The organism is Pantoea ananatis PA13 (assembly GCF_000233595.1).
Lineage (GTDB): Bacteria > Pseudomonadota > Gammaproteobacteria > Enterobacterales > Enterobacteriaceae > Pantoea > Pantoea ananatis.
In genome coordinates, this window is sequence record NC_017554.1 from 2,448,633 (window position 1) to 2,474,318 (window position 25,686).

20 protein-coding genes are annotated in these 25,686 nt (G+C 56.9%); 12 read left to right on the top strand and 8 right to left on the bottom strand.

Annotated elements, in window-relative coordinates; translation table 11 throughout:
• Positions 1-103: 103 nt before the first annotated feature.
• The 3 genes from pqqU to PAGR_RS11555 all read left to right on the top strand — a co-directional run bounded on the left by pqqU (position 104) and on the right by PAGR_RS11555 (position 3,136).
• Positions 104-2,230, top strand: coding sequence for a TonB-dependent receptor PqqU (gene pqqU / locus PAGR_RS11545; protein WP_014605878.1), 2,127 nt, complete (start codon positions 104-106; stop codon positions 2,228-2,230).
• Between the two features lie 311 nt (positions 2,231-2,541).
• Complete coding sequence (locus PAGR_RS11550; RefSeq protein WP_029568766.1) at positions 2,542-2,733, top strand: hypothetical protein; 192 nt, start codon at positions 2,542-2,544, stop codon at positions 2,731-2,733.
• On the top strand, positions 2,714-3,136 hold the full coding sequence (locus tag PAGR_RS11555) for a PIN domain-containing protein (protein ID WP_014605879.1): 423 nt from the start codon (positions 2,714-2,716) through the stop codon (positions 3,134-3,136). Before PAGR_RS11550 ends, PAGR_RS11555 begins: the two co-directional genes overlap by 20 nt.
• Positions 3,137-3,142: 6 nt before the next feature.
• Here the strand turns inward: PAGR_RS11555 and PAGR_RS11560 are convergent, their stop codons facing one another.
• Both PAGR_RS11560 and PAGR_RS11565 read right to left on the bottom strand, forming a co-directional pair.
• On the bottom strand, positions 3,143-3,700 hold the full coding sequence (locus PAGR_RS11560; RefSeq protein ID WP_014605880.1) for an isochorismatase family protein: 558 nt from the start codon (positions 3,698-3,700) through the stop codon (positions 3,143-3,145).
• Between the two features lie 152 nt (positions 3,701-3,852).
• Positions 3,853-4,398 carry a helix-turn-helix domain-containing protein gene (locus tag PAGR_RS11565; RefSeq protein WP_014605881.1) on the bottom strand — a complete coding sequence of 182 codons (546 nt, stop codon included), beginning with the start codon at positions 4,396-4,398 and terminating at the stop codon, positions 3,853-3,855.
• A gap of 92 nt (positions 4,399-4,490) precedes the next feature.
• Here PAGR_RS11565 and PAGR_RS11570 point away from each other — a divergent pair, with 92 nt between their 5' ends.
• From PAGR_RS11570 to PAGR_RS11585, 4 genes are all read left to right on the top strand, one after another.
• Entirely contained in the window at positions 4,491-5,666 is a 1,176-nt protein-coding gene (locus PAGR_RS11570) for a benzoate/H(+) symporter BenE family transporter (protein WP_033774466.1), read from the top strand.
• Between the two features lie 162 nt (positions 5,667-5,828).
• The gene (locus tag PAGR_RS11575) at positions 5,829-7,178 is read left to right on the top strand and encodes an SrfA family protein (protein WP_014605883.1); all 1,350 of its coding nucleotides are present in this window, start codon (positions 5,829-5,831) and stop codon (positions 7,176-7,178) included.
• A gap of 2 nt (positions 7,179-7,180) precedes the next feature.
• Positions 7,181-10,144 (top strand): virulence factor SrfB, encoded by a 2,964-nt coding sequence (locus PAGR_RS11580; protein ID WP_014593666.1) that lies wholly within the window; start codon positions 7,181-7,183, stop codon positions 10,142-10,144.
• Positions 10,141-12,516 (top strand): virulence factor SrfC family protein, encoded by a 2,376-nt coding sequence (locus PAGR_RS11585; RefSeq protein ID WP_014605884.1) that lies wholly within the window; start codon positions 10,141-10,143, stop codon positions 12,514-12,516. The genes PAGR_RS11580 and PAGR_RS11585 overlap by 4 nt, the downstream gene beginning before the upstream one ends.
• Here PAGR_RS11585 and PAGR_RS11590 read toward each other — a convergent pair.
• The 3 genes from PAGR_RS11590 to PAGR_RS11600 all read right to left on the bottom strand — a co-directional run bounded on the left by PAGR_RS11590 (position 12,513) and on the right by PAGR_RS11600 (position 13,660).
• Entirely contained in the window at positions 12,513-12,776 is a 264-nt protein-coding gene (locus PAGR_RS11590) for a barstar family protein (RefSeq protein WP_014605885.1), read from the bottom strand. The two genes, PAGR_RS11585 and PAGR_RS11590, sit on opposite strands and share 4 nt — an antisense overlap.
• 2 nt (positions 12,777-12,778) lie before the next feature.
• Positions 12,779-13,216 carry a ribonuclease domain-containing protein gene (locus PAGR_RS11595; RefSeq protein ID WP_014605886.1) on the bottom strand — a complete coding sequence of 146 codons (438 nt, stop codon included), beginning with the start codon at positions 13,214-13,216 and terminating at the stop codon, positions 12,779-12,781.
• A 96-nt stretch (positions 13,217-13,312) separates the two neighbouring features.
• On the bottom strand, positions 13,313-13,660 hold the full coding sequence (locus PAGR_RS11600; protein ID WP_013025716.1) for a helix-turn-helix domain-containing protein: 348 nt from the start codon (positions 13,658-13,660) through the stop codon (positions 13,313-13,315).
• Between the two features lie 302 nt (positions 13,661-13,962).
• On the opposite strand from PAGR_RS11600, the gene PAGR_RS11605 reads away from it, so the two are divergent.
• The 3 genes from PAGR_RS11605 (at position 13,963) to PAGR_RS11615 (ending at position 19,683) form a co-directional block, all read left to right on the top strand.
• Positions 13,963-15,117 carry an efflux RND transporter periplasmic adaptor subunit gene (locus PAGR_RS11605; RefSeq protein WP_014593664.1) on the top strand — a complete coding sequence of 385 codons (1,155 nt, stop codon included), beginning with the start codon at positions 13,963-13,965 and terminating at the stop codon, positions 15,115-15,117.
• A gap of 12 nt (positions 15,118-15,129) precedes the next feature.
• Entirely contained in the window at positions 15,130-18,285 is a 3,156-nt protein-coding gene (oqxB, locus tag PAGR_RS11610; RefSeq protein WP_014605887.1) for a multidrug efflux RND transporter permease subunit OqxB, read from the top strand.
• 108 nt (positions 18,286-18,393) lie between these two features.
• Positions 18,394-19,683, top strand: coding sequence for a dienelactone hydrolase family protein (locus tag PAGR_RS11615; protein WP_014605888.1), 1,290 nt, complete (start codon positions 18,394-18,396; stop codon positions 19,681-19,683).
• Between the two features lie 143 nt (positions 19,684-19,826).
• On the opposite strand, the gene PAGR_RS11620 is transcribed toward PAGR_RS11615, so the two are convergent.
• Positions 19,827-20,321 carry an RrF2 family transcriptional regulator gene (locus PAGR_RS11620; RefSeq protein WP_014605889.1) on the bottom strand — a complete coding sequence of 165 codons (495 nt, stop codon included), beginning with the start codon at positions 20,319-20,321 and terminating at the stop codon, positions 19,827-19,829.
• 187 nt (positions 20,322-20,508) lie between these two features.
• On the bottom strand, positions 20,509-21,693 hold the full coding sequence (locus PAGR_RS11625; protein WP_014605890.1) for an MFS transporter: 1,185 nt from the start codon (positions 21,691-21,693) through the stop codon (positions 20,509-20,511).
• A gap of 198 nt (positions 21,694-21,891) precedes the next feature.
• Here PAGR_RS11625 and tus point away from each other — a divergent pair, with 198 nt between their 5' ends.
• Positions 21,892-22,821, top strand: a complete 930-nt coding sequence (tus, locus tag PAGR_RS11630; protein WP_014605891.1) for a DNA replication terminus site-binding protein — start codon at positions 21,892-21,894, stop codon at positions 22,819-22,821.
• Between the two features lie 33 nt (positions 22,822-22,854).
• Here the strand turns inward: tus and fumC are convergent, their stop codons facing one another.
• Complete coding sequence (fumC, locus tag PAGR_RS11635) at positions 22,855-24,252, bottom strand: class II fumarate hydratase (RefSeq protein WP_013025710.1); 1,398 nt, start codon at positions 24,250-24,252, stop codon at positions 22,855-22,857.
• A gap of 198 nt (positions 24,253-24,450) precedes the next feature.
• Here fumC and manA point away from each other — a divergent pair, with 198 nt between their 5' ends.
• Positions 24,451-25,626 carry a mannose-6-phosphate isomerase gene (manA, locus tag PAGR_RS11640; RefSeq protein ID WP_014605892.1) on the top strand — a complete coding sequence of 392 codons (1,176 nt, stop codon included), beginning with the start codon at positions 24,451-24,453 and terminating at the stop codon, positions 25,624-25,626.
• Positions 25,627-25,686: the final 60 nt, after the last annotated feature.

Below are 25,686 nucleotides of genomic sequence, written 5' to 3' on the forward strand. Positions count from 1 at the left end.
ATTTAGTACCACCATTTTCGCGACCTGCCGATAGCCACCGTTGTTTTCGTCACTCTGGCAGGCGACATATACCCAGGGATCCACGCTTTCAGGCCAAATACAGATGAATATTAAGCGATCACGCCAGGCAAGCCTGCCGTTATTAGTGCTGCCTGCCCTCTTTCCGCTGCCGCTGTTTGCGGCAGATGGCGGTAATACCCTTGTTGTCAGCGCCGCGCCGCCAGCAAAAGGCCTTAATGAACTTGATACGCCTGCCGCCGTGAGCGTGGTAAACGGCGACGATATGCGCCAGGCCGCCCCGCGCGTTAACCTGTCAGAAAACCTGACCAGCGTACCGGGGTTGCAGATCCAAAACCGACAAAATTATGCACAGGACCTGCAGTTGTCCTTGCGCGGCTTTGGTTCCCGTTCGACTTACGGGGTCCGTGGCCTGCGCATTTATGTCGATGGCATTCCGGCCACCATGCCGGATGGTCAGGGACAAACGTCCAATATTGATATCGGTTCGGTCGATCGGGTGGAGGTGCTGCGTGGGCCGTTTTCTGCGCTGTATGGCAATGCCTCCGGCGGCGTCATTAACGTTACCACTCAGACCGGTCAGCAGCCCCCCACGCTTGAAGCAGGCAGTTGGTTTGGCAGCTACGGTAGCTGGCGCAACAGCGTGAAAGCCAGCGGCGCCACCGGCGACGGCACCAAAGCCGGCGATGTCAATTACACGCTTTCCGCCTCGCGCTTTACCACTCACGGTTATCGCGACCACAGCGCCGCGCAAAAAAATCTGGGTAACGCAAAGCTGGGCGTACGCATTGATGACGTCAGCACCCTGACCTTACTGTTTAACAGCGTACATATCGACGCGCAGGACCCGGGTGGGTTAACGCCTGACCAGTGGCGCGCGAATCCCCGTCAGGTTGTCAGTAATGTCTCACTTTACAACACCCGCAAAACCGTCGATCAAACCCAGGGCGGCCTGCACTATCAGCGTCGGATGAGCGAAAACGACGATCTGAGCGTGATGATGTATGCCGGGATGCGTGAAACGACGCAGTTCCAGTCCATTCCTGCCAACTTTCAGCAAAGCCCATCGCATCCCGGCGGCGTGATCGCGTTGACCCGCCACTATCAGGGCATTGATACCCGCTGGACACACCGTGATGATCTGTTTTCGGTTCCGGTCACGCTGACTGCCGGGCTGGATTACGAAACCATGAGCGAACAGCGCAAAGGTTTTGAGAATTTCACTACGGCCAACGGCGTGACGCAGTTCGGTGAGCAGGGAAATATGCGGCGCAACGAACGTAACCTGATGTGGAATCTTGATCCCTATTTGCAGACCACCTGGCAGCTCAGTCAAAAATGGTCGCTGGATGCAGGCGTCCGTTTCAGTACGGTCAGTTTTGACTCCAACGACTTTTACATCACGCCAGGCAACGGCGATGACAGTGGCGATGCCCGTTATCACAAATGGCTGCCCGCCGCCGCGCTGAAGTATGCGTTTGACGACAGCTGGAATGCCTATTTATCTGCCGGCCGTGGATTTGAAACCCCGACGATTAATGAGCTGTCCTATCGTTCAGACGATCAGTCCGGCCTGAATCTGGGGCTGAAACCCGCGACCAGCGACACGGTTGAGTTAGGCAGCAAAAAACGTCTGGGCAATGGCCTGCTCAGCGCTGCCGTTTTCCAGACCGATACTCAGGATGAAATTGTTGTCGACAGCAGCAGCGGCGGACGCACCACTTACAAAAATGCCGGAGAAACCCGTCGGCGTGGCCTCGAACTGGCGTTCGATCAGCAGGTTAACTACGACTGGCGACTGAAAATGGCCTATACGCTGCTGGATGCGCGCTACCGCAGTAATGCCTGCGGCAACGCCAGCTGCGACGGCAACCGTATTCCGGGCATTGCGCGCAATATGCTGTATACCGGGCTGGCTTATGCGCCTGAAGAAGGCTTTTATGCCGGAGCGGAATGGCGTTATATGAGCAACATCGCAGCGGATGACAGCAATGCGGTCCGTGCGCCTCCCTATGCCATCACCTCGGTCAACAGCGGCTATAAGTGGCTTGTCGATGCCTGGACGCTGGATTTGTTTGGTCGGGTGGATAACCTGTTTGACCGCAACTACGTTGGCTCGGTGATCGTCAATGAAAGCAACGGTCGCTACTTTGAACCGGCTCCGGGGCGCAACTACAGCGTGGGCCTGACGGTCAGTTACGCTTTCCAGTAGTGAACATGGCCGCCGCGTGAGCACAACGCGGCGGCGCAGCGTGGCGACCTCTCAGGTTATTCTCATCGCGCCTGGCACAATCCCCTAACTCATTACCCTCTTTCGCCGTCAACGTCGGCCTCCAGAATACCTATTTGCGAAAGCACTCGAATTTTTGTTCAAAACTCGCTCAAACAAAGTCCACGCTCCTAAAATCCATGCAGTAACGTAACGACATCATAAGGAGCACGCACGTTGAGCAGTAAAATCTGTTTCAGTCGTGCCTTTAATCGGGATGTTACCAAGGCGAAAAAAGGGCGGAGGAAGGTCCAGTGTACATCACCGATCACGATAAACCCGCTCATGTCCTGTTAACGGTTGAGGCATATCCGAGGTTAACGGGCGGTAAAAAAATCTGGCCACGACGCTGGCAATGCCTGAAACGGCAGATACTGATTTCGAACCTGAACGGCCTGTCATCACCGGACGAGATGCCGGCTTCTGATGCGTTATCTGCCGGATAACCCGATCCTTTCTGGGTTGCGTAAGGCAGGCACGCCGCGTATTGCTCCCGATGTCCTGGCATGGGCTAATGCTATTGACCTTGACAGCACGTTCATTTCAGCGCTGACGCGGCTGGAAACAGAGACAGGTATTTTGCGTCTTGAAGGGCTGAATGGGGAGCAGGCACAACGTTTGCGCCACGGGTATCAGACGCAGGGGCTTGAGGCGGATCGCCAGCGAAGGTTGCCGATTGATGGCCTGTTCGCAGGCAGGTGCGCCATGCTGCACCTGCCCGACCGGCGTTCCGCAACCGATGCGCTGATTGCGGCAACGGCGCTACAGCGCGATGTCATTCAGGTCACGCGTAACCTGAAAGATTTCCAGGGACTGAGCGTGATGCTGCTCAATCCCTGGCCTGCATGACAGGGTTTACAGCGCGTTCAGTTTGGCAATCACATCATTATAGCTGCCCGTTTCACCCAGGCGGGGAAAGACGCGCTTGATGCTGTTTTCGTGCGTATCACTATTGAGATCGGTCATCGCATCCACTGCAAGCGTGACGTTGTAACCTGATGCGTACGCCTCACGCGCCGTAGATTCCACGCCAATACTGGTGGCAATGCCGCAAATGACCACCTGGGTAATGCCACGCTTTTGCAGTTCATCATGCAGCGCGGTGTCATGAAACGCGCCCCAGGTTTTTTTGGTGATGGTCAGATCGTTATGCTGCGGTGTCATGGCGGGCACCAGGGTCGCCCAGTTTGCAGGCAGCTCGCCTTCGTGACGCGGCTGTTCATTGCGACCAGGCGCACCGCCTGCCACGTTGACGAGCACGACGGGCAGATCCTTTTCACGGAAAGCGCTGGCAAGCCGCGCGCAGCGTTCAATCACCGGCTGTGGCTCGTGCACAACTGGCAGCGCAACAATCCCCTCTTGCAGATCGATGACGATCAGAGCGGTTTTCGCATCAAGTGTGGTTATAGCCATAGTCATTCCTCACAAATCGGTAACAGATAAAGCGTCAGTATGGCGCAGACGGCGGGCGTTGATACCGCCTGCAAAGCGCGCCATACAAGGGAAACGAAGTATACAAATGCCGGTCGGGCCTGAACAGACGCGGCTGGTTTCAATTTGTAAGCTCAGGTTCGGCCCAGATAGTGGATCAGGCTGTGAAACCGCAGTCGGCGGTCAAGGGGATTACGATAGCTGTGAGCGACGTCGGCCCGGAACTGAAAGGCTTCGCCCTGTTTAAGCCGTCGCCAGGTCTCTTCCACGCCTAACAACAGTTCCCCTTCCAGTACCACCACCTGCTCAATCACCCCTTTCTCATGGGCAGTGGAGTCGCTTTGCGCACCCGCTGCCAGCTCAACCGCCAGTAAATCAAAACGCAACCGGGCGTCGTAAGGCAGCAGCGGCGTAACCGCCATCTGCGCATTCTGCTGCCGGTAACAGGTCACCTCGCCCGCGGAATGTGTCCCAGAATGAACAAAAAATGAGAACGGAACGTTGAAGCCGGTCGCTATTTTCCACAAGGTCGCGACCGTGGGGCTGGACTCGCCGCGTTCAATCTGGCCCAGCATCGCCTTACTGACGCCCGTTTTTTCTGCGGTTAAGCTCAGGCTCCAGCCATTGGCCTGGCGCAATTGTTTTAGCCCATCGCCAAGATATTGATGCAAATTTTCCATGTTATCTCCTGCTTTACCGCTCTAGTGTAACACTTGTGCGTTATAACGCCCTGTGCGAGGATGTGCGCTATAACGCACAAGAGGGTTACACCATGTCAGCACGCCGCGCACCCTTTCCCGTTACCCTGCCCATGGCCGTTTCCGGCCTGGTGGCGGTATTAGTCGGCTACAGCAGTACCGGTGCGATTATCTATCAGGTTGCCCTGTCCGCGGGCGCCTCATCCGCGCAAATTGCCGGCTGGCTTTCCGTCATTGGCCTGGCGATGGGCATTGCTTCAGCGGGGCTCTCTCTGGCGTACCGGATGCCGATCTTAGCCGCCTGGTCCACGCCGGGCGCGGCATTACTCGCCACCAGCCTTCAGGGCGCATCGATACACGAAGCCGTCGGCGTGTTTGTTTTTGCCAATGCCCTGATTGTGTTGTGCGGGGTGACGGGCCTGTTTGCCCGACTAATGAACTACATCCCTGCCTCGCTGGCCGCCGCCATGCTGGCCGGAATTTTACTGCACTTTGGCCTGCAGACGTTTAGCGATTTAGCGGTAAATTTTACCCTGGCGGGCGCAATGTGCTGTGTTTGGCTGCTGGCACGCAGGTGGTTGGCTCGCTACGCCATTCTGATCGCGCTGCTGGCAGGCCTGGCTGTCGCATACGGGCAAAACAGTCTTCATTTTCCCGCGCATGCGGCGAGTTTTAGCCTTCCCGGCCCTGTCTGGCCGACCTTTTCATGGCCTGTGCTTATCGGTGTGGGCCTTCCCTATTTTCTGGTGACCATGGCGTCACAAAATGCACCGGGCATCGCCACATTGCACGCCCATGGCTACCGCCCTCCGGTCTCCGCGTTGATGAGCTGGACAGGACTGCTGGCCCTGGTCTTGTCACCGTTTGGCGGGTTTTCGGTCTGTGTGGCGGCGATTACGGCGGCCATTTGCATGGGAGAAGATGTGGATGTCGATCCCCGTCGCCGCTGGATAGCTGCCGCGCTGGCCGGTTTTTTTTATCTGCTGGCTGGCTTTTCCGGCGCGTTAATTGCCGTGTTATTCAGCGCACTGCCTGCGGTAATGGTGCAGGTGCTGGCGGGGCTGGCACTGCTTGCCACGCTCGGCGGCAGTCTGCAACGGGCGCTTGAGCAGCCCGAGGAGCGGGACAGCGCCCTGATAGCCTTTTTGATCACCGCATCCGGGGTAACACTCTGCGGCATCGGCGCGGCGTTCTGGGGCCTGGTCGGCGGTGTGGTTGCACATCTGTTATTAAAGCGTAAAACAGCGTAACATCATCTGGGCATTGGTTATTTTCCCGCCAGCGGGTCAAAAAACCACGCATTTATCCCCTTTTTCAGCGGTTTGATTTGCCATTGTCCCACGTAAAATCACCGTAAACGACGATAACACGCGATCTTCTGCCTCAGACAACGACCGATAAGGGCTTAACAGTTGGCAAAAACTTTTCTGCGCAGCGGCAATCTGGATGCGGTTCTGGCTTTGGGCGAGAACGGCCAGCCTGTATATGCGTCCGCCCTGCAAATCCGTGAAACCCTGCGTTTGCGCCGTCAGAGCGCGCTGGCAAATTGCCTGGCGATTCCACAAACGAACGAACGTGGCGACCGGCTTGACTGGTACTCGCCCTTCCCGGGCAAGGTTAAGTCCTGGATGGGCGCCAGCGATTATGAACGCCGCCAGGCTTTACAACATCTCACAGCCTGTCAGCAGGATCTGCAAGCCATCAGCGCCAGTGCCAGCGGTGCGGCCAATCCGGCAATGCGCCTGTTCGGCGCGCTGTTAGGCAAAAGCTTGCAGTTTCCCAATCAGCAATATGTTTATCTGGTCAACGGCAAACCCGTCATTACCTTTTGGGGATTTGTTGACGCGCAGGAGCGGAATCGCGACGATGCGCTGGCCTGCCTGCGAGACAGTCTTGAAGAGTCGCTGCCAACCGTGCTGGTTGAACCGCCGCCTGGACCGGTGACGATCGCTGCCGCCTCCGAACCCGAACCTGTTGTCGAACCGGAGCCGGAGATCGTGACGCCGCCGGTCCAGGAAAGCACGGTTCAGGCCCCAGAACCTACGCCCACGGCGACAGCGCGTCGTCGGCCTTTCCGCCTGTGGTATTTACTTCCAACCCTGGCGGTTGCCGCGGCAGCAGCGACCGCTGTGATATTGCATCTGCCTCAGTCAGAACCGGTGACGGTCACGCAACCGGTCGCGCAAAACACGCCGGCTCCCGCGCCGGTTACCGCCACTAAGCCACCGGCGGTCGTCGCGTCTGCTGCAAAACTGTCTGCCACGCTGCCGCAGAAACCGGCGGCGGTGGTCGCAAATGCATCAACTGCGGCTGCACCGGCTTCCGCTGCGCCCGCGCCCTCAGCAACCCTTTCAAATGTGGTGGTGCCTGCTGTGCCCGCAAAACCCGACGATCTGGTGGTGACGCCGGATGCCGTGCGCGATGGACAGGTACAGGTCATTGATGGCCGCTGGCGTGTGGATATCGAACAGATCAAAACCCCGACCGGTAAACCGCCGGTGATGCGTTTCCAGTTCAATAAAGGGAAAGGCAGCGTGCAGATCAGTCAGGGCAATACCACCTGTAAGGCCGACGTGACGGCCGCGATGACCAGCGCAGGAAACCTGGTGATTGAGAGCCGCTTTACTGCCCGGTGCGCGGACAAATCCCGTTACCGTATGCCATTGTTAGTGTGTCATTCCAGCATTGGCGCGGCCGTCTGTGAAGCGCAGTACAGTGCGGATCGTGTGTATCCCATTACGATTAAGCGTGAGAGTAAGTAACTATGTTGGCTCCCCTGATCGATGATAAGCAGAAAATTTCTCTGATTGAGAACAGCGGCGTGCAGTTCCTGGATTTTGGTCTGCAGCTTTCCGCGCCTCAAGCGCGTCGCCAGTTTGTGCGCCAGACGGCAAACGGCCCATTGCTGCGACTGAACGTGGACGGCAACAGCGGCAAATTTTTACTTTACCCACAGGACGGTGGCGCGCCTGAAGTGGTTCGCCCTGAAACCGACATCGCCCTGTCAGACTCGCTGACGCTGCTGGAAGCCTGCTGGTTGCCCCTGCCGATGCTGCGTTGCGCATCGGGCCGCCGCTTTATTGGCGGCCCTGAAAACTGGGCGCGCATGCGTCTGGTGGCCCTGGATAAACCCGACAGCACCGGCAATACGCACCGCGTCACGCTGGCTTTCGATACCCGCTGCGTCGCTGATGAAGACGGCGGCGAGCAACTCGGACTCACGCCTTCCGATGCGCAGAACGGCGTGACCTTTGCGCTGGCCTGGCATAACTACGAGCTAGGCGAATTCCTTGACCATACCTGGGTTGATGGCTGGTTGCGTGAGTCCTTCACCGACCGCGTAGCCGATCGCCGGGAGCAGGCAATCAGCCAGGCACTGCGCGAGTTTGAATATCAGGCGCATTACCTCAACCTGCTGGAATTACTGGGCGAGCAGCTTAACCTGACCGAGATCCACATTCAGGCCGCCACGCTGCAAACCCCGGCGGTCAACGTCGATATTATTCTCGACGTAGGGAATTCCCACACCTGCGGCATTCTGGTGGAAGACCATCCGGAAGAGAGCAACGGCCTGAAGCAGACCTATGAACTGCAAATGCGCGACCTGTCTCAGCCGCATCGGGTATATAACGAACTGTTCGACAGCCGGCTGGAATTTGCCGAAGCGCGTTTTGGTAAAGCCAATTTTTCACTGGAAAGCGGCCGCGAGCAGGCTTTTATGTGGCCCTCGTTAACCCGCGTCGGGCGTGAAGCCAGTCGCCTGGCCCTGCAACGCGCCGGTCTGGAAGGCAGTACCGGCCTGTCCAGTCCACGCCGTTACCTGTGGGATGAGGCACGCTATCAGCCGGGCTGGCGCTTTAATCAGCAGAGCCCGCAGGGGGAACCTCAGGCCTGCGCCGCGCCGTTTACCTCGTTAATGAATGATGAAGGTCAGCCGCTGTACGCCCTGCCCGTGGATGAACGCTTACCGGTGTTCTCCGCCCACTACAGCCGCAGTTCGCTGATGACCTTTATGTTGTGTGAGTTGCTGGCTCAGGCGCTAATGCAAATGAACAGTGCGGCACAGCGCCAACGTATGCCGCAAAGCCATGCCCCGCGTCAGCTGCGCCACGTTATTTTGACCCTGCCGTCCGCCATGCCAAAACCTGAACGGGAGATCTTCCGCCGCCGCATGCAGGAAGCCATCGCGCTGGTGTGGAAAGCCGAGGGCTGGCACCCGGCCGATGAGGATTTTACCGAGCAGAGCCAGGCCCAGAGCAGCAAGCCCGTTCCGGATGTGCAGATGGAGTGGGACGAAGCCACCTGTGGCCAGATGGTGTGGCTGTTTAATGAGACACAGGTGAACTTTGCCGGACGGGCAGAAGATTTCTTTAGCAGCATGGCACGTCCCGACCGCCCGCGTGAAGCGGATGAACTGCCGGGCAAGAGCCTGCGTATTGCCTCTATTGATATAGGCGGCGGCACCACCGATTTAGCGATTACCCAGTATCGTCTTGACGACGGCCAGGGTAATAACGTCAAGATCACCCCGCGCCTGCTGTTCCGTGAAGGCTTCAAAGTCGCCGGTGACGATATTCTGCTGGACGTGATCCAGCTGTGGATTTTACCCGCTCTGCAACAGAGCCTGCAAAAAGCCGGGCTGACCCTGGCGGAGCCGCTGATCAACAAGCTGTTTGGTCACGACAGCCGCATGGACGGACAGGCCACGTTACGCCAGCAGGCGACGCTGCAGCTGTTTATCCCGCTGGCTCAGGCGGTGCTGGAGCGCTACGAAAACTGGGATCCGCTGGAAAGCCACGCCGAGATCAATGCGCTGTTCGGCGAACTGGTCGATCAGCGCCCTGCCGATGCGGTGCTGGCGTTTGTTAACGGTGAAATTCAGCGTGAACTCGGCGGCAACAGCCGTTTTGATCTGCTTGAGGTGCCGCTGGTGGTCAGCATGGCTCAGTTGCACGGTGAGTTTATGCAACATCGCATGGCAATCATTCCGGCGCTGCGCTCTATGTGTGAAGTGGTGTCACTCTACCAGTGTGACGTCCTGTTGCTGACCGGACGTCCTTCGCGCTTCCCCGGCATTCAGGCGCTGGTGCGTCATCTGCAGCCGCTGCCGGGCAGCCGTATTTTATCGCTTGAGGGCTATCACACCAGCGACTGGTATCCGTTTAATAAACATGGTCGCATTGATAACCCCAAATCGACCGCCGCGGTCGGCGCAATGCTGTGCCTGCTGGCGCTGGATTTGCGCCTGAGCAGCTTTTGGTTCCGCGCAGGCGACTTTGAGCCTTATTCAACCATTCGTTATCTCGGTATGCTGGACGAAAATCAGGCGCTGACGGACGAAAACCTGTGCTACAGCGAAATCGACCTCGACGATCAGCAGTTTTCGCTGGATCGCAAAACCAGCTTTCGTATTCGCGGCAACGTGTGCCTGGGATTCCGCCAGTTAGATAATGAGCGCTGGCCTGCCTCGCCGCTCTACAGCCTGACGCTCAATGATGCAGCGCTGGCGCGTAAGGTTGCGGGGGAAAGTGTCCTGCGCGTCAAGCTCGCCGTGAAGGCCGGTCCGGGTGCGCCCGGCCCTGAAAATCTGGTGTTAAGCGAGGCTAAACTGGATGATGGCACGCGTGTTCCGCTTGAACATCTGAGCCTCAAACTCAATACTCTCTCCGCCACGGGCAATGCCAATGCGCAATACTGGATTGACAGCGGGAGTGTGTGTAAACGATGAGATCGGTAAAACCCCGCCAGCCGCAGACGCTGGCAAAACGCCTGAGTTTATTGCAGGACGCCCTGAACGGCAGCCTGGCCTGGATTGAGAATACCCGCGAGCAGTCGCCCCGTCTGGCTCTGGAAGCCGAAACCCTGACCCTGCAGCTACGGCAGGCTCGTGTACAGGCCCAGGCCCTGGCGCAGCAGGTTGCGCGCCCGGTGACGCTGGCGCTGTTTGGCCAGTCCCAGGCGGGTAAAGCCTGGCTGTTGACGGAAATGGTGGCCGATGCACAGGGCCAGTTGATCACCGCGTTAAGTGATAAACCGGTGAATTATTTTCAGAATGTGAATCCCGGCAATCTCGACTTCGCCACCGCAACGCGTTTTACCCACCAGCGGGAACCCCTCTCTTCAGAGTGGCCCGTTGAGCTGACGCTGCTAAGCGAGGCCGACGTGTTGCGCCTGGCCATCTCCTGTGGTGGCGGTGTCACCCAGCCCGACACCGCAAAAATTGACAGCGTGTTGCAACGCCTGCAACGCCATCGCTTAACCACGCCACTGCCGGGCCTGGAGAGCGACGCGCTGGTCACGCTCTGGTCCTGGTGCCGTCGTCATCACCTGTATGACGCACAGCTTGATCGCCACTTCTGGCCACAGGCTGTTGAACTGGCACCCTGGCTGAGCGTTGACGACCGCGTGCAGCTGTTTTCACTGCTGTGGCCAGCCGAGCCCGCCCTGAATGAGCTGGTGCGGAGTTTACTGCATCTGCGCCATCAGCTTCGTAACAGCACCCGGGTACTGGCTCCGCTTAGCCTGCTGACGGATAACGCCCTGTTGCCCGCGGAGCAGCTGATTGTTCCCGCCAGCGAGCAGGATCAGTCGCTGCCGATCGAGGTTTGCCCGTTAAACGGTAATCGTCTGGGTAAACCGCAGAACGTGGCGTTGGGATTACTTGCCCTGCTCACGCTTGAGGTCACTATTCCCCTTAGCTCCACCCCGCGCACCGCGCTCTATGATGACGCAGACATGCTGGAGCTGCCCGCACCGGGTACGCCCAGCGATCCGGCCCTGCGTGAAGAGCGCCAGCGCCTGCAGCAGCAGGATGCATTACGCGCACGCCTGCTGGAGCACAAACGTACACTGATACCGGGCATTTATGCCGCCCGCCAGAGTATCGATTTGCTGTTAATCTGCACCGCCGCCAGCCAGCGTCAGGATGTTGACGTCGCCAGTCAGGCGTTACGGGAATGGCAGCGTCACCAGCCGGTCAATGAGGCGGGCGAGAAACCCCGTCTGATTTGGGCTATTACCCCTTACGATGCGCGGCATCAGCAGATCAACGTCGACGAGGCAGTGCAGCGTCAGGTGGGGCAGCCGGGTCAGCAATGGGGTTCCATGCTGGCACTGGATCGCGCAGGCGTGGACCGGATGTCTGACTGGCTACAGGAAGAAATGCAGCCTGAAGCCCGTCGCGATATGCTGATCGCCCAACTGGCACAAATTCAGCACACCGTTGTCGAGCGTCGCCTTCAGCCCTGGACGGAAGCGGGTGCATCGCCCGACCAGGCGGCACGCAAGCAAAGCATCGCCGATACACTGCTGAAGTGTTTACAACACCGCACCGGTTTACATGGCGAACTGCTTGAGCGCTTACAGCCCTCCCGCGAGGCCCTGCGTCAGCTCTGGCTCAACCAGTCCACCTCATCCGTTCCGGCGGCGACGTCCAGCATTCAGGCCCCGGAAAATCAGTTTGGTATTGGCTTTGAATTTGATTTGTTCAGCGATAACGAAGTTGAACAGCCCGCCCCGAAGCAGACCAGCTTCGGTCAGGGATCGGCACAGTTCCCGCGTCAGGTGTTTAGCCTGTGGCTTAACCACCTGCGTCAGCTGCCGGAAAATCAGAGCCTGCTGGCTTTACTGAATATTGATAAAGCCACGATGGAGTGGTTGATCGAAGAGTTGATCACGGCCAGCTTTCGTACCGGTATTCTGCAGTCCCTGCAGCAGGCGCTGCATGAACCCGATGCGCAGAGCATGACGCATGAATCACGTGCTGACCGTCAGGTCACGCGCGCGATGACGGTGCTGGGGGATTTTGTGGCCTGGCTGGGCTTCCTGCAGCGTCCGGAATCGGAACGTCCTGGCAGCCGGGTCAATCGCGGGCAGCCTGTTTTCTCGCGCCCGCCGGCACCCAGCGTTAATTTCAGTGCAGGACAGCGCCTGACGAAGCTTTCCGCCGCGCCAGCAAACCATACGGCCTATTATATTTACGACTGGCTGGTGGGGCTTAACACAGTGATTATCGAAAACAATGGCTATACCGGTGGGGGCGACTTGCCGGTTGCAGCGCGAGAGTCACTTACAGCCCTGCTTAAGCCACTGCGCCACTAACCGTAAATCAGGCGCAGCTCGCCCGCCAGCGACTGCGCCGCCTCTTCCAGCAACGCCACCACGGGGGCCAGTTCCTCATTGCGCCGTTCTGCATGCAGCAGATGAATCGTGGCGGGCAACGCCATTCCTCCGGTCAGCCAGTCCCATAGCGCATCCAGATTATTGCCAAATCCGGCAGGACAATCGCTCTGCGCCGCAAACGCATGATAGAAAGCCTCGCGATCGATGAGCTGGCGCAGATCAAAGCTTAAGGTCAGCATGGTTACTGAACCGGCTTAAAGGTGCGATAGTGGTCGGTCGAGAGGAAAACCAGACCATCAGAGGAGTAGACCAGCCTGTCAGCCTCACGGTGACCACAGCGGTAGTTCACATCCGCCTCGAACCACTGGCGATCGGCGCGTTCAGGCAATTTTCGTTCCCGGTTGGAAAAGCGATCGCCGCCGATGGCCCGCCCCGGCAATACCTCACACAAGTCCCCTTTCGCTGGATTCCAGCCAAGGCGACGCGCCTGCTTTTTGGTAATGTAGTAATCGGGCAGTTGCTGATGCTGCAGCACCCAACGGGCGACCGTTCGCACATCCGTTAAGGCAGCGATATCCGAGGCCGACGTTTTGGCTGGTGCAGACGTCAGATAAGGTCTTAACCCCACCCAACAGAGAACAAGGATCAGAACCAGTCCAACCCACAGTTTTTTTGACATGATGGCATCCCTTTAAACAGGATGCAGATGATAACAGCTTTAGCGGGCGATAAAAAAGCGCGGGCCAGATTGCCTGGCCCTGGCGGTAAACTGCTTTTACTGCATGGCTGACTGCGAAGGCACAGTGTGACGGCGCCATGCACCCGGGGCAACACCGTACTGACGCTTAAAGCTGCGGTTAAAAGACTGTTGCGAGTCAAATCCCAGCGATATCGCTACATTCAGGATAGGCTCGTTGGTGCTGGTCAGACGGTCGGCCGATTTTTTCAGCTTCTTCATGCGAATGTATTCACCCAGTGGATAGCCGGTGTGCTCTTTAAACATCCGTTGCAGGTGCCATTTTGAATAGCCAGCGCGCTCAGAAACAGTGTCGAGATCGAGACGTGCTTCGATATTGTTATCGATCCAGCTAATCAGGTCGTGAATAAAAGCGTTACTCATCATGTTTATTCTCCCGTCGCGGCGCGAACAGTATTAGTATCAGTTGCAGTTACACTTAAAGCGTGGCTGACAATGCCATTGAATGCAAGTTTAATTAATACATTAAATGCCGCACTTTTTATGGGGCTTATTTTTGGCTGCTGTCAGGCACCGATCGCGGCATTGAAAACCGCACATAAAGTGTATCAGTAATTCTTGCAGTTCTTAGTCGCACAAGCCTACACTCCTCGCGATAAATTGCAACCATAGAAGTTGCAAATATTGGCCTTCGGGCCTTATTTCACTGTCATCGCGGGATTACAAAAATGATTACTCACTGGGTTCGTCAGGGATCTTCCCTGCTGGGAATGGGGCTGCTGGTTAGTCTGCTGAGCGGTTGTGACACGGGCCAGGCTAAAAATGCCCCGCCGCCGCCGCCCGACGTCAGCGTTGCGGATGTGTTGGTGAAGCCTGTCAGTCAATGGGACAGCTTCAACGGGCGCGTTGAAGCCGTAGAAAGCGTGCAGCTCCGGCCTCGCGTTTCGGGTTATATCGACAGCGTTAATTATCATGAAGGCGACGAGGTCAGGAAAGGTCAGGTCCTGTTTACCATCGACGATCGCAGCTACCGTGCCGCACTGGAACAGGCAAAAGCGACGCTGGCCCGCGCGCGCAGTCAGGCCAGCCTGACACGCAGCGAATCGGCTCGCACCGAGAAGCTGGTGGGTACACAGGCGGTGTCACGCGAGATGTGGGAACAGCGACGTTCAACAGCCAGTCAGGCTCAGGCTGATGTGCAGGCCGCCGAATCCTCTGTCGACATGGCTCAACTCAATCTGGATTTCACCCGCGTCACCGCGCCGATCGACGGACGGGCCAGCCGGGCCATGATTACTGCCGGTAATCTTGTCACCGCTGGCGACAGCGCCAGCGTACTGACCACACTGGTTTCGCAGGACAAGATGTTCGTCTATTTCGACGTCGATGAGACCACCTTCCTGCACTATCAGGCAATGGCACGTCAGGGACAACAGCGGCATGCCCTGCCCGTTGAAATCGGCCTGGCCGGCGAACAAGGTTATCCACATCGCGGCAACGTCGATTTTCTTGATAACCAACTTAATGCCAGCACCGGTACGATCCGCATGCGCGCCCTTCTGGACAACCGCCAGCGCACCTATACGCCCGGCCTGTTTGCCCGCGTTCGCCTTCCCGGTAGCGCGCAGTTTAATGCCGTGTTAATCGACGACAAAGCCGTGCTGACCGATCAGGACCGCAAGTATGTCTATGTGGTCGATGCACAGGGTAAAGCCCAACGTCGTGATGTTCATCCCGGCGCGATGGCGGACGGATTACGCATCGTTACCACCGGTTTACAGGCGGGCGATCGGGTTATCGTTGCCGGCCTGCAAAAAGTGTTTATGCCTGGTATGCCGGTAACGGCAAAAACCGTCGATATGGCCGCGACTGCCGCGCGATAACCTGAGGTTGTTATGGATTTTTCCCGCTTTTTTATTGATCGGCCGATCTTTGCCGCCGTGCTGTCCGTCTTGATTTTTATGACCGGGCTGATCGCCATCCCGCTGCTGCCCATCAGTGAGTATCCGGACGTGGTGCCGCCCAGCGTGCAGGTGCGTGCCGAATATCCCGGCGCTAACCCGAAAGCCATCGCCGACTCCGTGGCAACGCCGCTGGAAGAGGCGATTAACGGCGTTGAAAACATGATGTACATGAAGTCCGTGGCCGGTTCTGACGGTGTGCTGGTGACCACCGTGACCTTCCGCCCGGGTACCGATCCGGATCAGGCCCAGGTTCAGGTGCAAAACCGCGTAGCCCAGGCCGAGGCGCGGTTGCCGGAGGACGTGCGCCGTCTCGGGATCACGACGCAAAAAATGTCGCCGACCCTGACCTTAGTGGTGCATCTGTTTTCCCCTAATAACACCTACGATTCGCTCTATCTGCGTAACTACGCCACGTTGAAAGTCAAAGATGAGCTGGCCCGTCTGCCGGGCGTGGGGCAAATCCAGATTTTTGGCGCGGGTGAATACGCGATGCGCGTCTGGCTCGATCCCAACAAAGTGGCGGCGCGCGGCTTAACCGCCTCGGACGTTGTGAAAGCGATGCAGGAGCAGAACGTACAGGTTTCTGCGGGGCAACTTGGGGCGGAACCGTTAAAAAAACAGAGCGATTTTCTGCTGTCCATTAATATGCAGGGACGGCTGGAAAACGAGCAGCAGTTTGGCGATATCATTCTGAAAACGTCAGAGGACGGCTCACTGGTCCGGCTGCGTGACGTGGCGCGCATTGAAATGGGTTCAGGCAGCTATGCCCTGCGTTCGCAGCTCAATAACAAAGACGCCGTCGGTATTGGTATTTTCCAGGCACCGGGCGCCAATGCTATCGATCTGTCAAACGCGGTGCGTGCCAAAATGGATGAACTGGCCACCCGTTTCCCCAACGATGTGAAGTGGGCTGCGCCTTACGATCCTACCGTGTTTGTTCGCGACTCCATTAAGGCTGTGGTGCAAACCCTGCTGGAAGCGGTGTTTTTAGTGGTGCTGGTGGTGATTCTGTTCCTGCAAACCTGGCGCGCTTCCATTATTCCCCTGCTGGCGGTTCCGGTATCCGTAGTCGGCACCTTTAGCGTGCTGTATCTGCTTGGGTTCTCGCTCAACACGCTAAGCCTGTTCGGACTGGTGCTGGCCATCGGTATCGTGGTGGACGATGCCATCGTGGTGGTGGAAAACGTTGAACGCAATATTGAGATGGGACTCTCACCCAAAGCCGCTGCCCATCAGGCGATGCGTGAGGTATCCGGCCCGATCATTGCCATCGCCCTCGTGCTGTGCGCGGTGTTCGTGCCCATGGCGTTTCTGTCGGGCGTGACCGGCCAGTTTTACAAACAGTTCGCCACCACGATTGCGATTTCAACCGTGATCTCCGCCATCAACTCACTGACCCTGTCACCCGCACTGGCCGCGATGTTACTGAAGGATCATCAGGCCCCCAAAGATATGCCGACGCGCCTGATCGACAGGCTGTTTGGCTGGATTTTCCGGCCGTTTAACCGCTTCTTTCAGCGTAGCGCGCACGGCTATGAATCGATGGTGGGGAAAACCCTGCGTCGTCGCGGCGCGGTGTTTGGTGTTTACCTGGTGTTACTGGCTGGCGCGGGCTGGATGTTTCATGCGGTGCCGGGCGGGTTTATTCCCACTCAGGACAAGCTTTACCTGATCGGCGGCGTCAAAATGCCGGAAGGCTCGTCGCTGGCGCGCACCGATGAAGTGATTCGTCAGATGAGCGAAATCGGCCTGCAAACGGAAGGCGTGGCCTATGCGGTGGCCTTCCCCGGCCTGAACGCGTTGCAGTTTACTAATACGCCGAACAGCGGCACGGTCTTTTTTGGCCTGAAGCCGTTCAGCGAACGTAAACAAACGGCGGCGCAGATTAACGCGGAGATCAATGCGAAAATTTCCCGCATTCAACAGGGATTTGGCTTTTCAATTATGCCACCGCCTATCCTGGGGCTAGGCCAGGGTTCGGGCTATTCCCTTTACGTTCAGGATCGGGCCGGACTGGGCTATGGCGCACTGCAGACCGCGATTAACACCCTCTCGGGCGCGGTTATGCAGACGCCGGGCATGCACTTCCCGATCTCCTCTTATCAGGCCAACGTGCCACAGCTGGAGGTGCAGGTTGACCGCGATAAGGCGAAAGCACAGGGCGTAGCGTTAACCGATCTGTTCAGTACGCTACAAACTTATCTGGGTTCATCCTACGTTAACGACTTTAATCGTTTTGGGCGCACCTGGCGCGTCATGGCGCAGGCCGACGGGGAATTCCGCGACAGCGTTGAGGACATCGCGAACCTGCGTACCCGTAACGACCGCGGTGAGATGGTGCCGATTGGCAGCATGGTGCACATCACCACGGCCTACGGCCCCGATCCGGTGATTCGTTATAACGGCTATCCGGCGGCTGACTTGATCGGCGATGCCGATCCACGCGTGCTCTCATCGGCCCAGGCGATGCGTCAACTTGAAACGATGTCGGGTCAGCTGCTGCCGAACGGCATGAATATCGAATGGACCGATCTCAGCTATCAGCAGGCGACGCAGGGTAATACGGCCCTGATTGTTTTTCCTGTCGCTGTCCTGCTGGCGTTTTTAGTGCTGGCTGCACTGTATGAGAGCTGGACGCTGCCGCTTGCGGTGATCCTGATTGTGCCGGTGACCATGCTGTCTGCCCTTGTGGGCGTCTGGTTAACCGGTGGGGATAACAACGTATTCGTGCAGGTTGGACTGGTCGTGCTGATGGGGCTGGCCTGTAAGAACGCCATTCTGATTGTGGAGTTCGCCCGCGAACTGGAGATTCAGGGCAAAGGCATTACAGAAGCGGCGCTGGAAGCCTGCCGTCTGCGCCTGCGTCCTATCGTAATGACCTCTATCGCCTTTATTGCCGGCACGATCCCCCTGATTCTGGGTGAAGGTGCGGGTGCTGAAGTGCGTGGCGTTACCGGCGTTACCGTGTTCTCCGGTATGTTAGGCGTTACGCTGTTTGGCCTGTTCCTGACGCCGGTGTTCTACGTGACGCTGCGCAAGCTGGTGACGCGTAAAGCCGCTGAGCAGCGCTTACAGAACGCGCCATAACGGAGTCGACAGCGGGCGATTGAACACCGCCTGCTGTCATCCCTCCGGCTTCATGCTTTCCCACCTGCTTAGCGCACCGCTTTTGCTTTTAAAAATAAAACCCTGTTAATGGGCGAGGCAGAATTTCGCCGTCGCATGCATGACATAGTTATGGCTGATAATGTGACGGACGCGATATCCCGCATGATTGATAATCTGTCGCCCGCTCTTGTGACCTCCAAAAGCAAAAAGCAAAAGGAAATGTTCAGAATGCCGTTTCGTTTTCAGCGCAATATGATGATTCTGTGCCTGCTTGTGATTTCACTTCCTTCCATTAGCTTGCCCCTTTCGCCATACCAGCAATTTGATGGACTGATTAGAGAGCCCCTTACCCTTGAGGTGACGCTGAGCAATGGCCAGTTCGCTGAGCTTGATGCCTTTGTCACCCGACCCAGCGCAACCGGTGCCGCACCGCTGGTCTTGATAACTAACGGGACTGAAGGCTCCCGGGCCTTTGATCGCGGCATCATGAATCCAAACCGTATGTCAGGCACGGCTCTGGCGTTTGCACGCCACGGCTATGCTGCAGTGGTGGTGTTACGCGAAGGCTATGGCCACTCAAGCGGAAACGCAGAATATGCGGGCGGTTCATGTGAACAGCCGCGCCATCAGCTGGCCGGGCAGCGAGATCGGATGGATCTGCTGGCCGCGCTGGCTGTACTGCAAAGACAGCCCTGGGCATCGCGGGAAAACGCGATTCTGGCTGGCATGTCTTCCGGCGGCTTTGCCGTTCTGGCAACCAGCGCGGCGAATCCGCCTGGCGTTAGCGCGGTCATTAATTTTGACGGCGGCCGGGGCGCGAATAAAGATAAATCGCTTTGTGATGGACCGGGTCTGCTTACCGCATTCGAACGCTACGGTGCAACGGCACGTCTCCCCTCGCTCTGGCTCTACTCTGCCAACGATCAGGATTTCTCGCCTGACGTGGGAAGAACGTTTTATGACGCCTATCGACGTCAGGGCGGCAGCGCTGAATTTCGTGAAATGCCCCCCTTTGGTAAGAATGGGCATGTTTTCATGGATAGTGCGCCTGAAGCATTTTGGTGGCAGACGGTTTCCGCGTTTCTACAGGCGCATCATCTGCCTTACCAAGAGGTTGTCTCTCTTCCCGACACCACCTTGCCCGTGCCTGCGGCGTTAAATAAAGCCGGGGCGGAGGCGTTTAAACATTACACCTCGTCCCGTCTGTATGAAAAAGCCTTCGCGATCGGTCCGGAAGGCGCATGGGGAAGCGCCTATTGGGCCAGAACCGGCGACGATGCGGCCAGCATCGCCCTCGAATATTGCAATACCTTTAACCGTGGTGATAAAGGCAGTTGCAGGCTGTATGCCATCGGTGATGCGGTTGTTTTACGCTAAGCCTGCACGCTAAAAAAAATGATGGGCCGGGCAGAAAGGACAGTGCCCTGTAACAGGGGGGATAATCATGGTGACGGGCAAAATGTGACGCGCGGCAAAGCGCTGTTTCCTTGAGGGATAATCAACACATAAAAAAAGCCGCATCAGCGGCTTTTTTTGCACTCGCTTTCAGGCTCTGCCACATCCGGTTCCGGTACGGCGGTGCAGTTGCTGGTATCGTGGGTTTTCAGCTCATTTAAGGCATCGGCCACCGTGCGTTTGGCCAGGACCGCGAGTGAGGCCTGCTCGGCTTCTTCTGCGATGGATTTAAAATACCAGCACAGGTTGGCGCTGACCAGGCAACGCGGCGCGACGTCCGGGCGCGCAGCCCAGAGTTTTTTATCATCAGTGACGGAAACATAAATATCACGCAGGGTGATGTCTGCCGCCGGTCGGCCAAGATGAATGGAGCCGGTGCGTCCCAGCGTAGACACAATAATGCCGTCACGCGTTAATGGCACCATCAACTTGCGGATAAAACTCGGGTTTGCTTCAAGCCCGTAAGCGAGAATCGCGCTGGTAGAGCGTTTTCCCATTTGCTCCGCCATCGCCACGCTCAGAACCATTTGCAAAGCTGTCGGGAAGCGATAATCAAGCATCTTTGTATCCTGAATTGCGGTGCGTTTTTGTTGTTGTATTGCCGCATGAGTGAACAATGAATCAGCTGTAAATATAACAAAGGCGGTGGGTTTTTAGAAGCAAGAGGCCCGCGACAAGGCACATATTCACCACACTGAAGCCGTCAACAGCACAAGGTGCTTACCGCCATTCTGCTTGCCGATTCGCTTAAGGCGCTGCGTTGACCTGTGCGGGAAGCCGTTTTTTTAACGCCACCACCAGCAGCAGGTTCAGCACGGCGAGCGTGCAAAGCAGCCATAAGGTGGCGTCTGCGCCCAGGGTGGCAAACACATAGCCAAACACCAGCGGCGTTATTGCCTGGCCCATTAGCGCCGGGCGCGCCATTCTGCCTGCGAGCACGGCATAGGCTTCCGGTTTGACCATCACCAATGGCAACGTGCCCCGCACAATCGCACGCAGGCCGTTGCCTGCACCGTAAAGGATCATGCTGAACAACGCCGTTTGAGGAAACAGCGCCAGCAGCACCAGGCCCAACGCGACGAATCCAACAGAAAAAAACGTGGTCCAGATGGGGTGACTCCCTTTGAAAACCATATCGATAATCCGCGAAGCCACCTGGCACGGCCCCAGTATGGCGCTGATCGCCAGCGCCGAGGCCAGGCTGTAACCGCTCGCTTCCAGCAGGGTAATAAGCTGCACGGAGATGGCCGTCATGATGACCGATGCCAGGGTGAAAATGGCACACAGCAGGCGAAACAGTACCACAGGCAAATCGGTCTCAGCGGCAGGCAGGCTTTGACGTTTAACCGCTACGGGCAAACTGCTCTGCGGCAGTGCAAAGAGATAAACGGGCAGAACGCAAACCAGTAACAGTCCGGCGATGGCAAAACAGGCGCCGCGCCAGTCAAGCCAGTGGATCAGCAGTGCCGTTCCCGGCCAGACCAGGCTGGTGCAGAAACCGGAAATAAGCGTTATGCCGGTTATCGCGCTGCGCGCGTGTCCGCCATAGCGAGTGCCCAGGGTGGCAAAGAGCGCATCGTACAGCCCCATAGCCATGCCCACGCCAATGATGACCCAGGCCAATAAAAACACAGGTAAATGATGGCTGAACCCCATGAGGATCAACCCTGCCGCCATCACAAAGCCATTTAACGCCAGCATCAAACGCCCGCCGGTCCGGGCAATCATGTGCCCACAGCGCGGGGCCAGTAGCCCGGAAACCAGAATGCCTAACGAGAGCCCACCATAAACCCACTGTTGCGACCAACCGGTCTCCGCCACGATGGGCGCGGCCATCACCGCCATCAGATAAAAGGATCCGCCCCAGGAGAGGATCTGAACCAGCCCCATAAGGACAATGCTGAATGAACCGGGCTTTTTGATTACGTCCATGTCGGGAATCCGTTAGCGAGCGAAGCGTTTTTATAACATGTTAATGCAATGGAAAAAACGGGGGCCACTTTTTCCTGCCTGCGCCGAATGGCGGCACGGTTTTAACAACACGACTAATAGTATGTTGTAACTACATTCGCTATTGCAGCGCCTTGCGACTTCTGCCACATTGAGCATGTTGTAACTATGGAGAACAGAATGGCGCGCTACGATTTAGTGACTGACATGCAGCAATGCGTAAAAGATCTTGAACAGGCGTTAGGTGCCTTGCGGCAGCAGATTGAGTCGCTACCGCTATTGATTGCCCGGGTCTTTCGTTTACCGCCCGTCGAAAAAGGTCATGAGCACGATCCTGTGACGCAACTTGCCGTTGAGCAGCTGCTTGGCATTCAGGCGCGAGACATGGCCATGAATCACTACTGCCGGCTGTTTATGCAACATCAGTCGGAAAAGCTCAGTACTAAAGCCGCCGTGCGCTTGCCAGGTGCGCTTTGTCTTGCGTGCAGCGAACAGGAAGAAACGGAGCTCACTGAGCGCATCGCGGGAATCAATCACCTTAAAGCCCGGCTGGAGCACCTGATTACGGTGGAGTCCGGCCTGCCCTCTGAAGCCCGCTTTGAGTTTGTCCATCAGCATTTACGAGGGCTAATCACCCTGAATGCCTACCGGACCATCACCGCGATCCCGGCACCGGAAAGTGTACGTTTTGGCTGGGCCAATAAGCAGGTGATTAAAAACGTGAAACGGGAAGAGATCGTTGCCCAACTGGAAAGAAGCCTGAAAGCGGGCCGCGCCCAGGCGCCCTGGACACGAGAACAGTGGGCAGAAAAGGTTCAACAGGAGCTGGCAGATGTCCGCGCCCTGCCCGCCTCAGCACGTCTTAAGATTAAACGCCCGGTGAAAGTGCAGCCTATTGCGCGCATCTGGCGCGCAGAAGAGAAAAAGCAAACCCAGCTGGCCTGCCCGTCACCGATTCTGGTGCTGTGCCGCGACCGCAGCCAGGTGCCGCAGTTGGGTGAGCTGCTGAATTATGATGCCGACAATATTACGCATCGCTATAAGCCAGCCGCCGAACCGCTGTCTTTGCTGATCCCCCGGCTGCACTTATGGGTTGATTGTCTGGTGTGATATCAGGGCCGTGAAGGCCCTGACGTGCCTGATTCACTGCTTCATGCTGCCAACCATCTCTTCCGGGCGAACCCAGGCATCAAACTCGTCTTCAGTCAGATAACCCAGTTTCAGCGCCGAGGCTTTAAGCGTTAAGCCTTGCTTGTGAGCCTGCTTGGCAATTTCCGCCGCTTTGTCATAACCGATGTGGGTATTTAACGCGGTAACCAGCATGAGCGATTCGTTGAGTAACTGTTCAATTCGCTCACGCACCGGCTCAATACCGGTCGCGCAGTGGTGGTTAAAGCTGTCCATGCCGTCGGCCAGTAAACGAACCGATTGCAGGAAGTTATGAATAATCATCGGACGATAAACGTTCAGCTCGAAGTTGCCTGACGCACCGCCCATGTTAATCGCTACATCATTTCCCATTACCTGGCAGCACAACATTGTCAGGGCTTCACACTGGGTTGGATTCACTTTGCCCGGCATAATGGAGCTGCCCGGTTCATTTTCCGGAATAGCGATTTCACCGATACCACAACGTGGGCCCGATGACAGCCAGCGCACGTCGTTGGCAATCTTCATCAACGACGCCGCCAGCCCTTTAAGTGCGCCGTGCGCATGCACCAGCGCATCGCAGGTTGCCAGCGCTTCAAATTTGTTGGGCGCGGTCACGAAGGGTTGTCCGGTCAGGTCGGCCAGTGCTTTAGCCACGCGAACGGCATATTCAGGATGCGTATTCAACCCGGTTCCTACCGCCGTTCCACCCAGCGCCAGTTCTCCAAGGTGCGGAATGCTCTGTTCGATGTGCCTGAGGTTATGCTCAAGCATGGCAACCCAGCCCGAGATTTCCTGTCCCAGTGTTAACGGCGTGGCGTCCTGGAGATGGGTGCGGCCAATTTTAACGATGTCTTTAAACGCCTCAGATTTGGCGCTCAGCGTTTGTTTAAGCACGTTCAGCTGTGGGATCAGATGTTCACGCACCGCAATGACGGCCGCCACGTGCATGGCGGTGGGAAACACATCATTCGAACTCTGGCTCTTGTTAACATCGTCGTTAGGATGCACGAGGCGCGACATACCGCGCTCTCCGCCGAGCAGCTCACTGGCCCGGTTAGCCAACACTTCATTCATGTTCATGTTGGTCTGGGTACCTGAACCGGTCTGCCAGATTGCCAGGGGGAATTCGTCACTGTGCTTGTCCGCTAACACCTCATCGGCGGCGTTCACGATCGCTTCCGCCCGCTCGGCCGGTAATAAGCCCAGATCCCGGTTAACGCTCGCGGCGGCGCGCTTGGTCATTGCCAGCGCATGAACCAGCGCGACAGGCATTTTTTCTGTCGAGATGCGGAAGTGCTCCAGTGAGCGCTGTGTCTGAGCGCCCCAAAGTTTCTCAGCCGGTACATCAATTGGCCCCATTGAATCTTTTTCAACGCGATTGGCTGCCATGATTCTCTCCTTAGCACAGTTTTAGATAAGACTTAGCGTCATCGGTTGTCGATTAGCCCCTGTCTGACGCGGTTAAACTTACACAATTTTTTAACATCCTCCGAGCTTAGCATCCTTCTTGCGCGGGATATGTATTTTCCATGGCGGTTTCTGGTTTAATAAGCGCAGTCTTTTTCCGCCAGTAAGGCAATTAAAAAAATGAAAAAAATGATTAACTCCCTGCAAAACTATGCATGGGGCAGTAAAACCGCTTTAACCTCGCTGTATGGCATAGCCAATCCAAAGCAGTTACCGATGGCTGAATTGTGGATGGGTGCGCACCCTAAAAGCCCATCGACTGTGGAAGAACATGGCAAGCCCCGTTCGTTACGTGATGTGATTGCGGCCAATCCGCAGCAGATGCTGGGCGATGCCGTTGCTAAGCGCTTTGGTGAGCTGCCTTTTCTGTTTAAAGTGCTGTGTGCCGATCAGCCGCTGTCCATTCAGGTGCATCCCAGCAAACGCGCCGCCGAAGAGGGTTTTGCGCGTGAAAATGCCGCGTCAGTCCCTCTCAATTCCGCAGAACGCAATTATAAAGACGCTAATCACAAGCCCGAACTGGTCTATGCGCTGACGCCCTTCAAAGCCATCAACGGTTTTCGCGAACTGAACGAAATGGTTTCGCTGCTGGAGCCGGTTGCCGAGGCACACCCGCAGATCGCCCAGTTCCTGCGCCAGCCCACTTTGGCGAATCTTGCCCAGCTGTTTTCCACCCTGCTTTCCCTTGAGGATGATGAAAAAACGCAGGCGCTGCGCGTACTGATGACCGCCGCACAGCAGCATCATGGCGAGCCATGGCAGACTATCAACGACATTGCGGAAGTGTATCCGCAAGACAGCGGCCTGTTTTCACCGCTGCTGCTTAACGTGATCACGCTGCAACCCGGCGAAGCCATGTTCCTGTTTGCCGAAACCCCGCACGCCTACCTGCACGGCGTCGCGCTGGAAGTCATGGCCAACTCTGATAACGTGTTGCGCGCGGGCCTGACGCCGAAATATATCGATATCCCAGAATTGATGGCCAACCTTGCATTTAAAGAAAAGCCGGCCAGTCAACTGCTCACGCAACCCGAGCAGCACGAAAACAGCCTGCATTTCCCCGTACCCGTGGAGGATTTTTCGTTCTCTATTCATGCGCTTACTGATGATCCGCTTTCTGTCCATCAGGACAGCGCTGCGTTGCTGTTTTGCGTTGAAGGCGAGGCGACGCTCGTCTGTGGTCAGCAGCAGCTGGTGCTCAAACCTGGCGAATCCTGTTTCGTGGCAGCCAGCGATCCGTCTCTGACCATTGCAGGTCACGGCCGTGTTGCACGCGTATTTAATGAGTTAAGCTGAGACGGCTGACGTCACCGCGCTTAACTGCTATTATTTCAATCTATTAGCTAAAAATGCCTG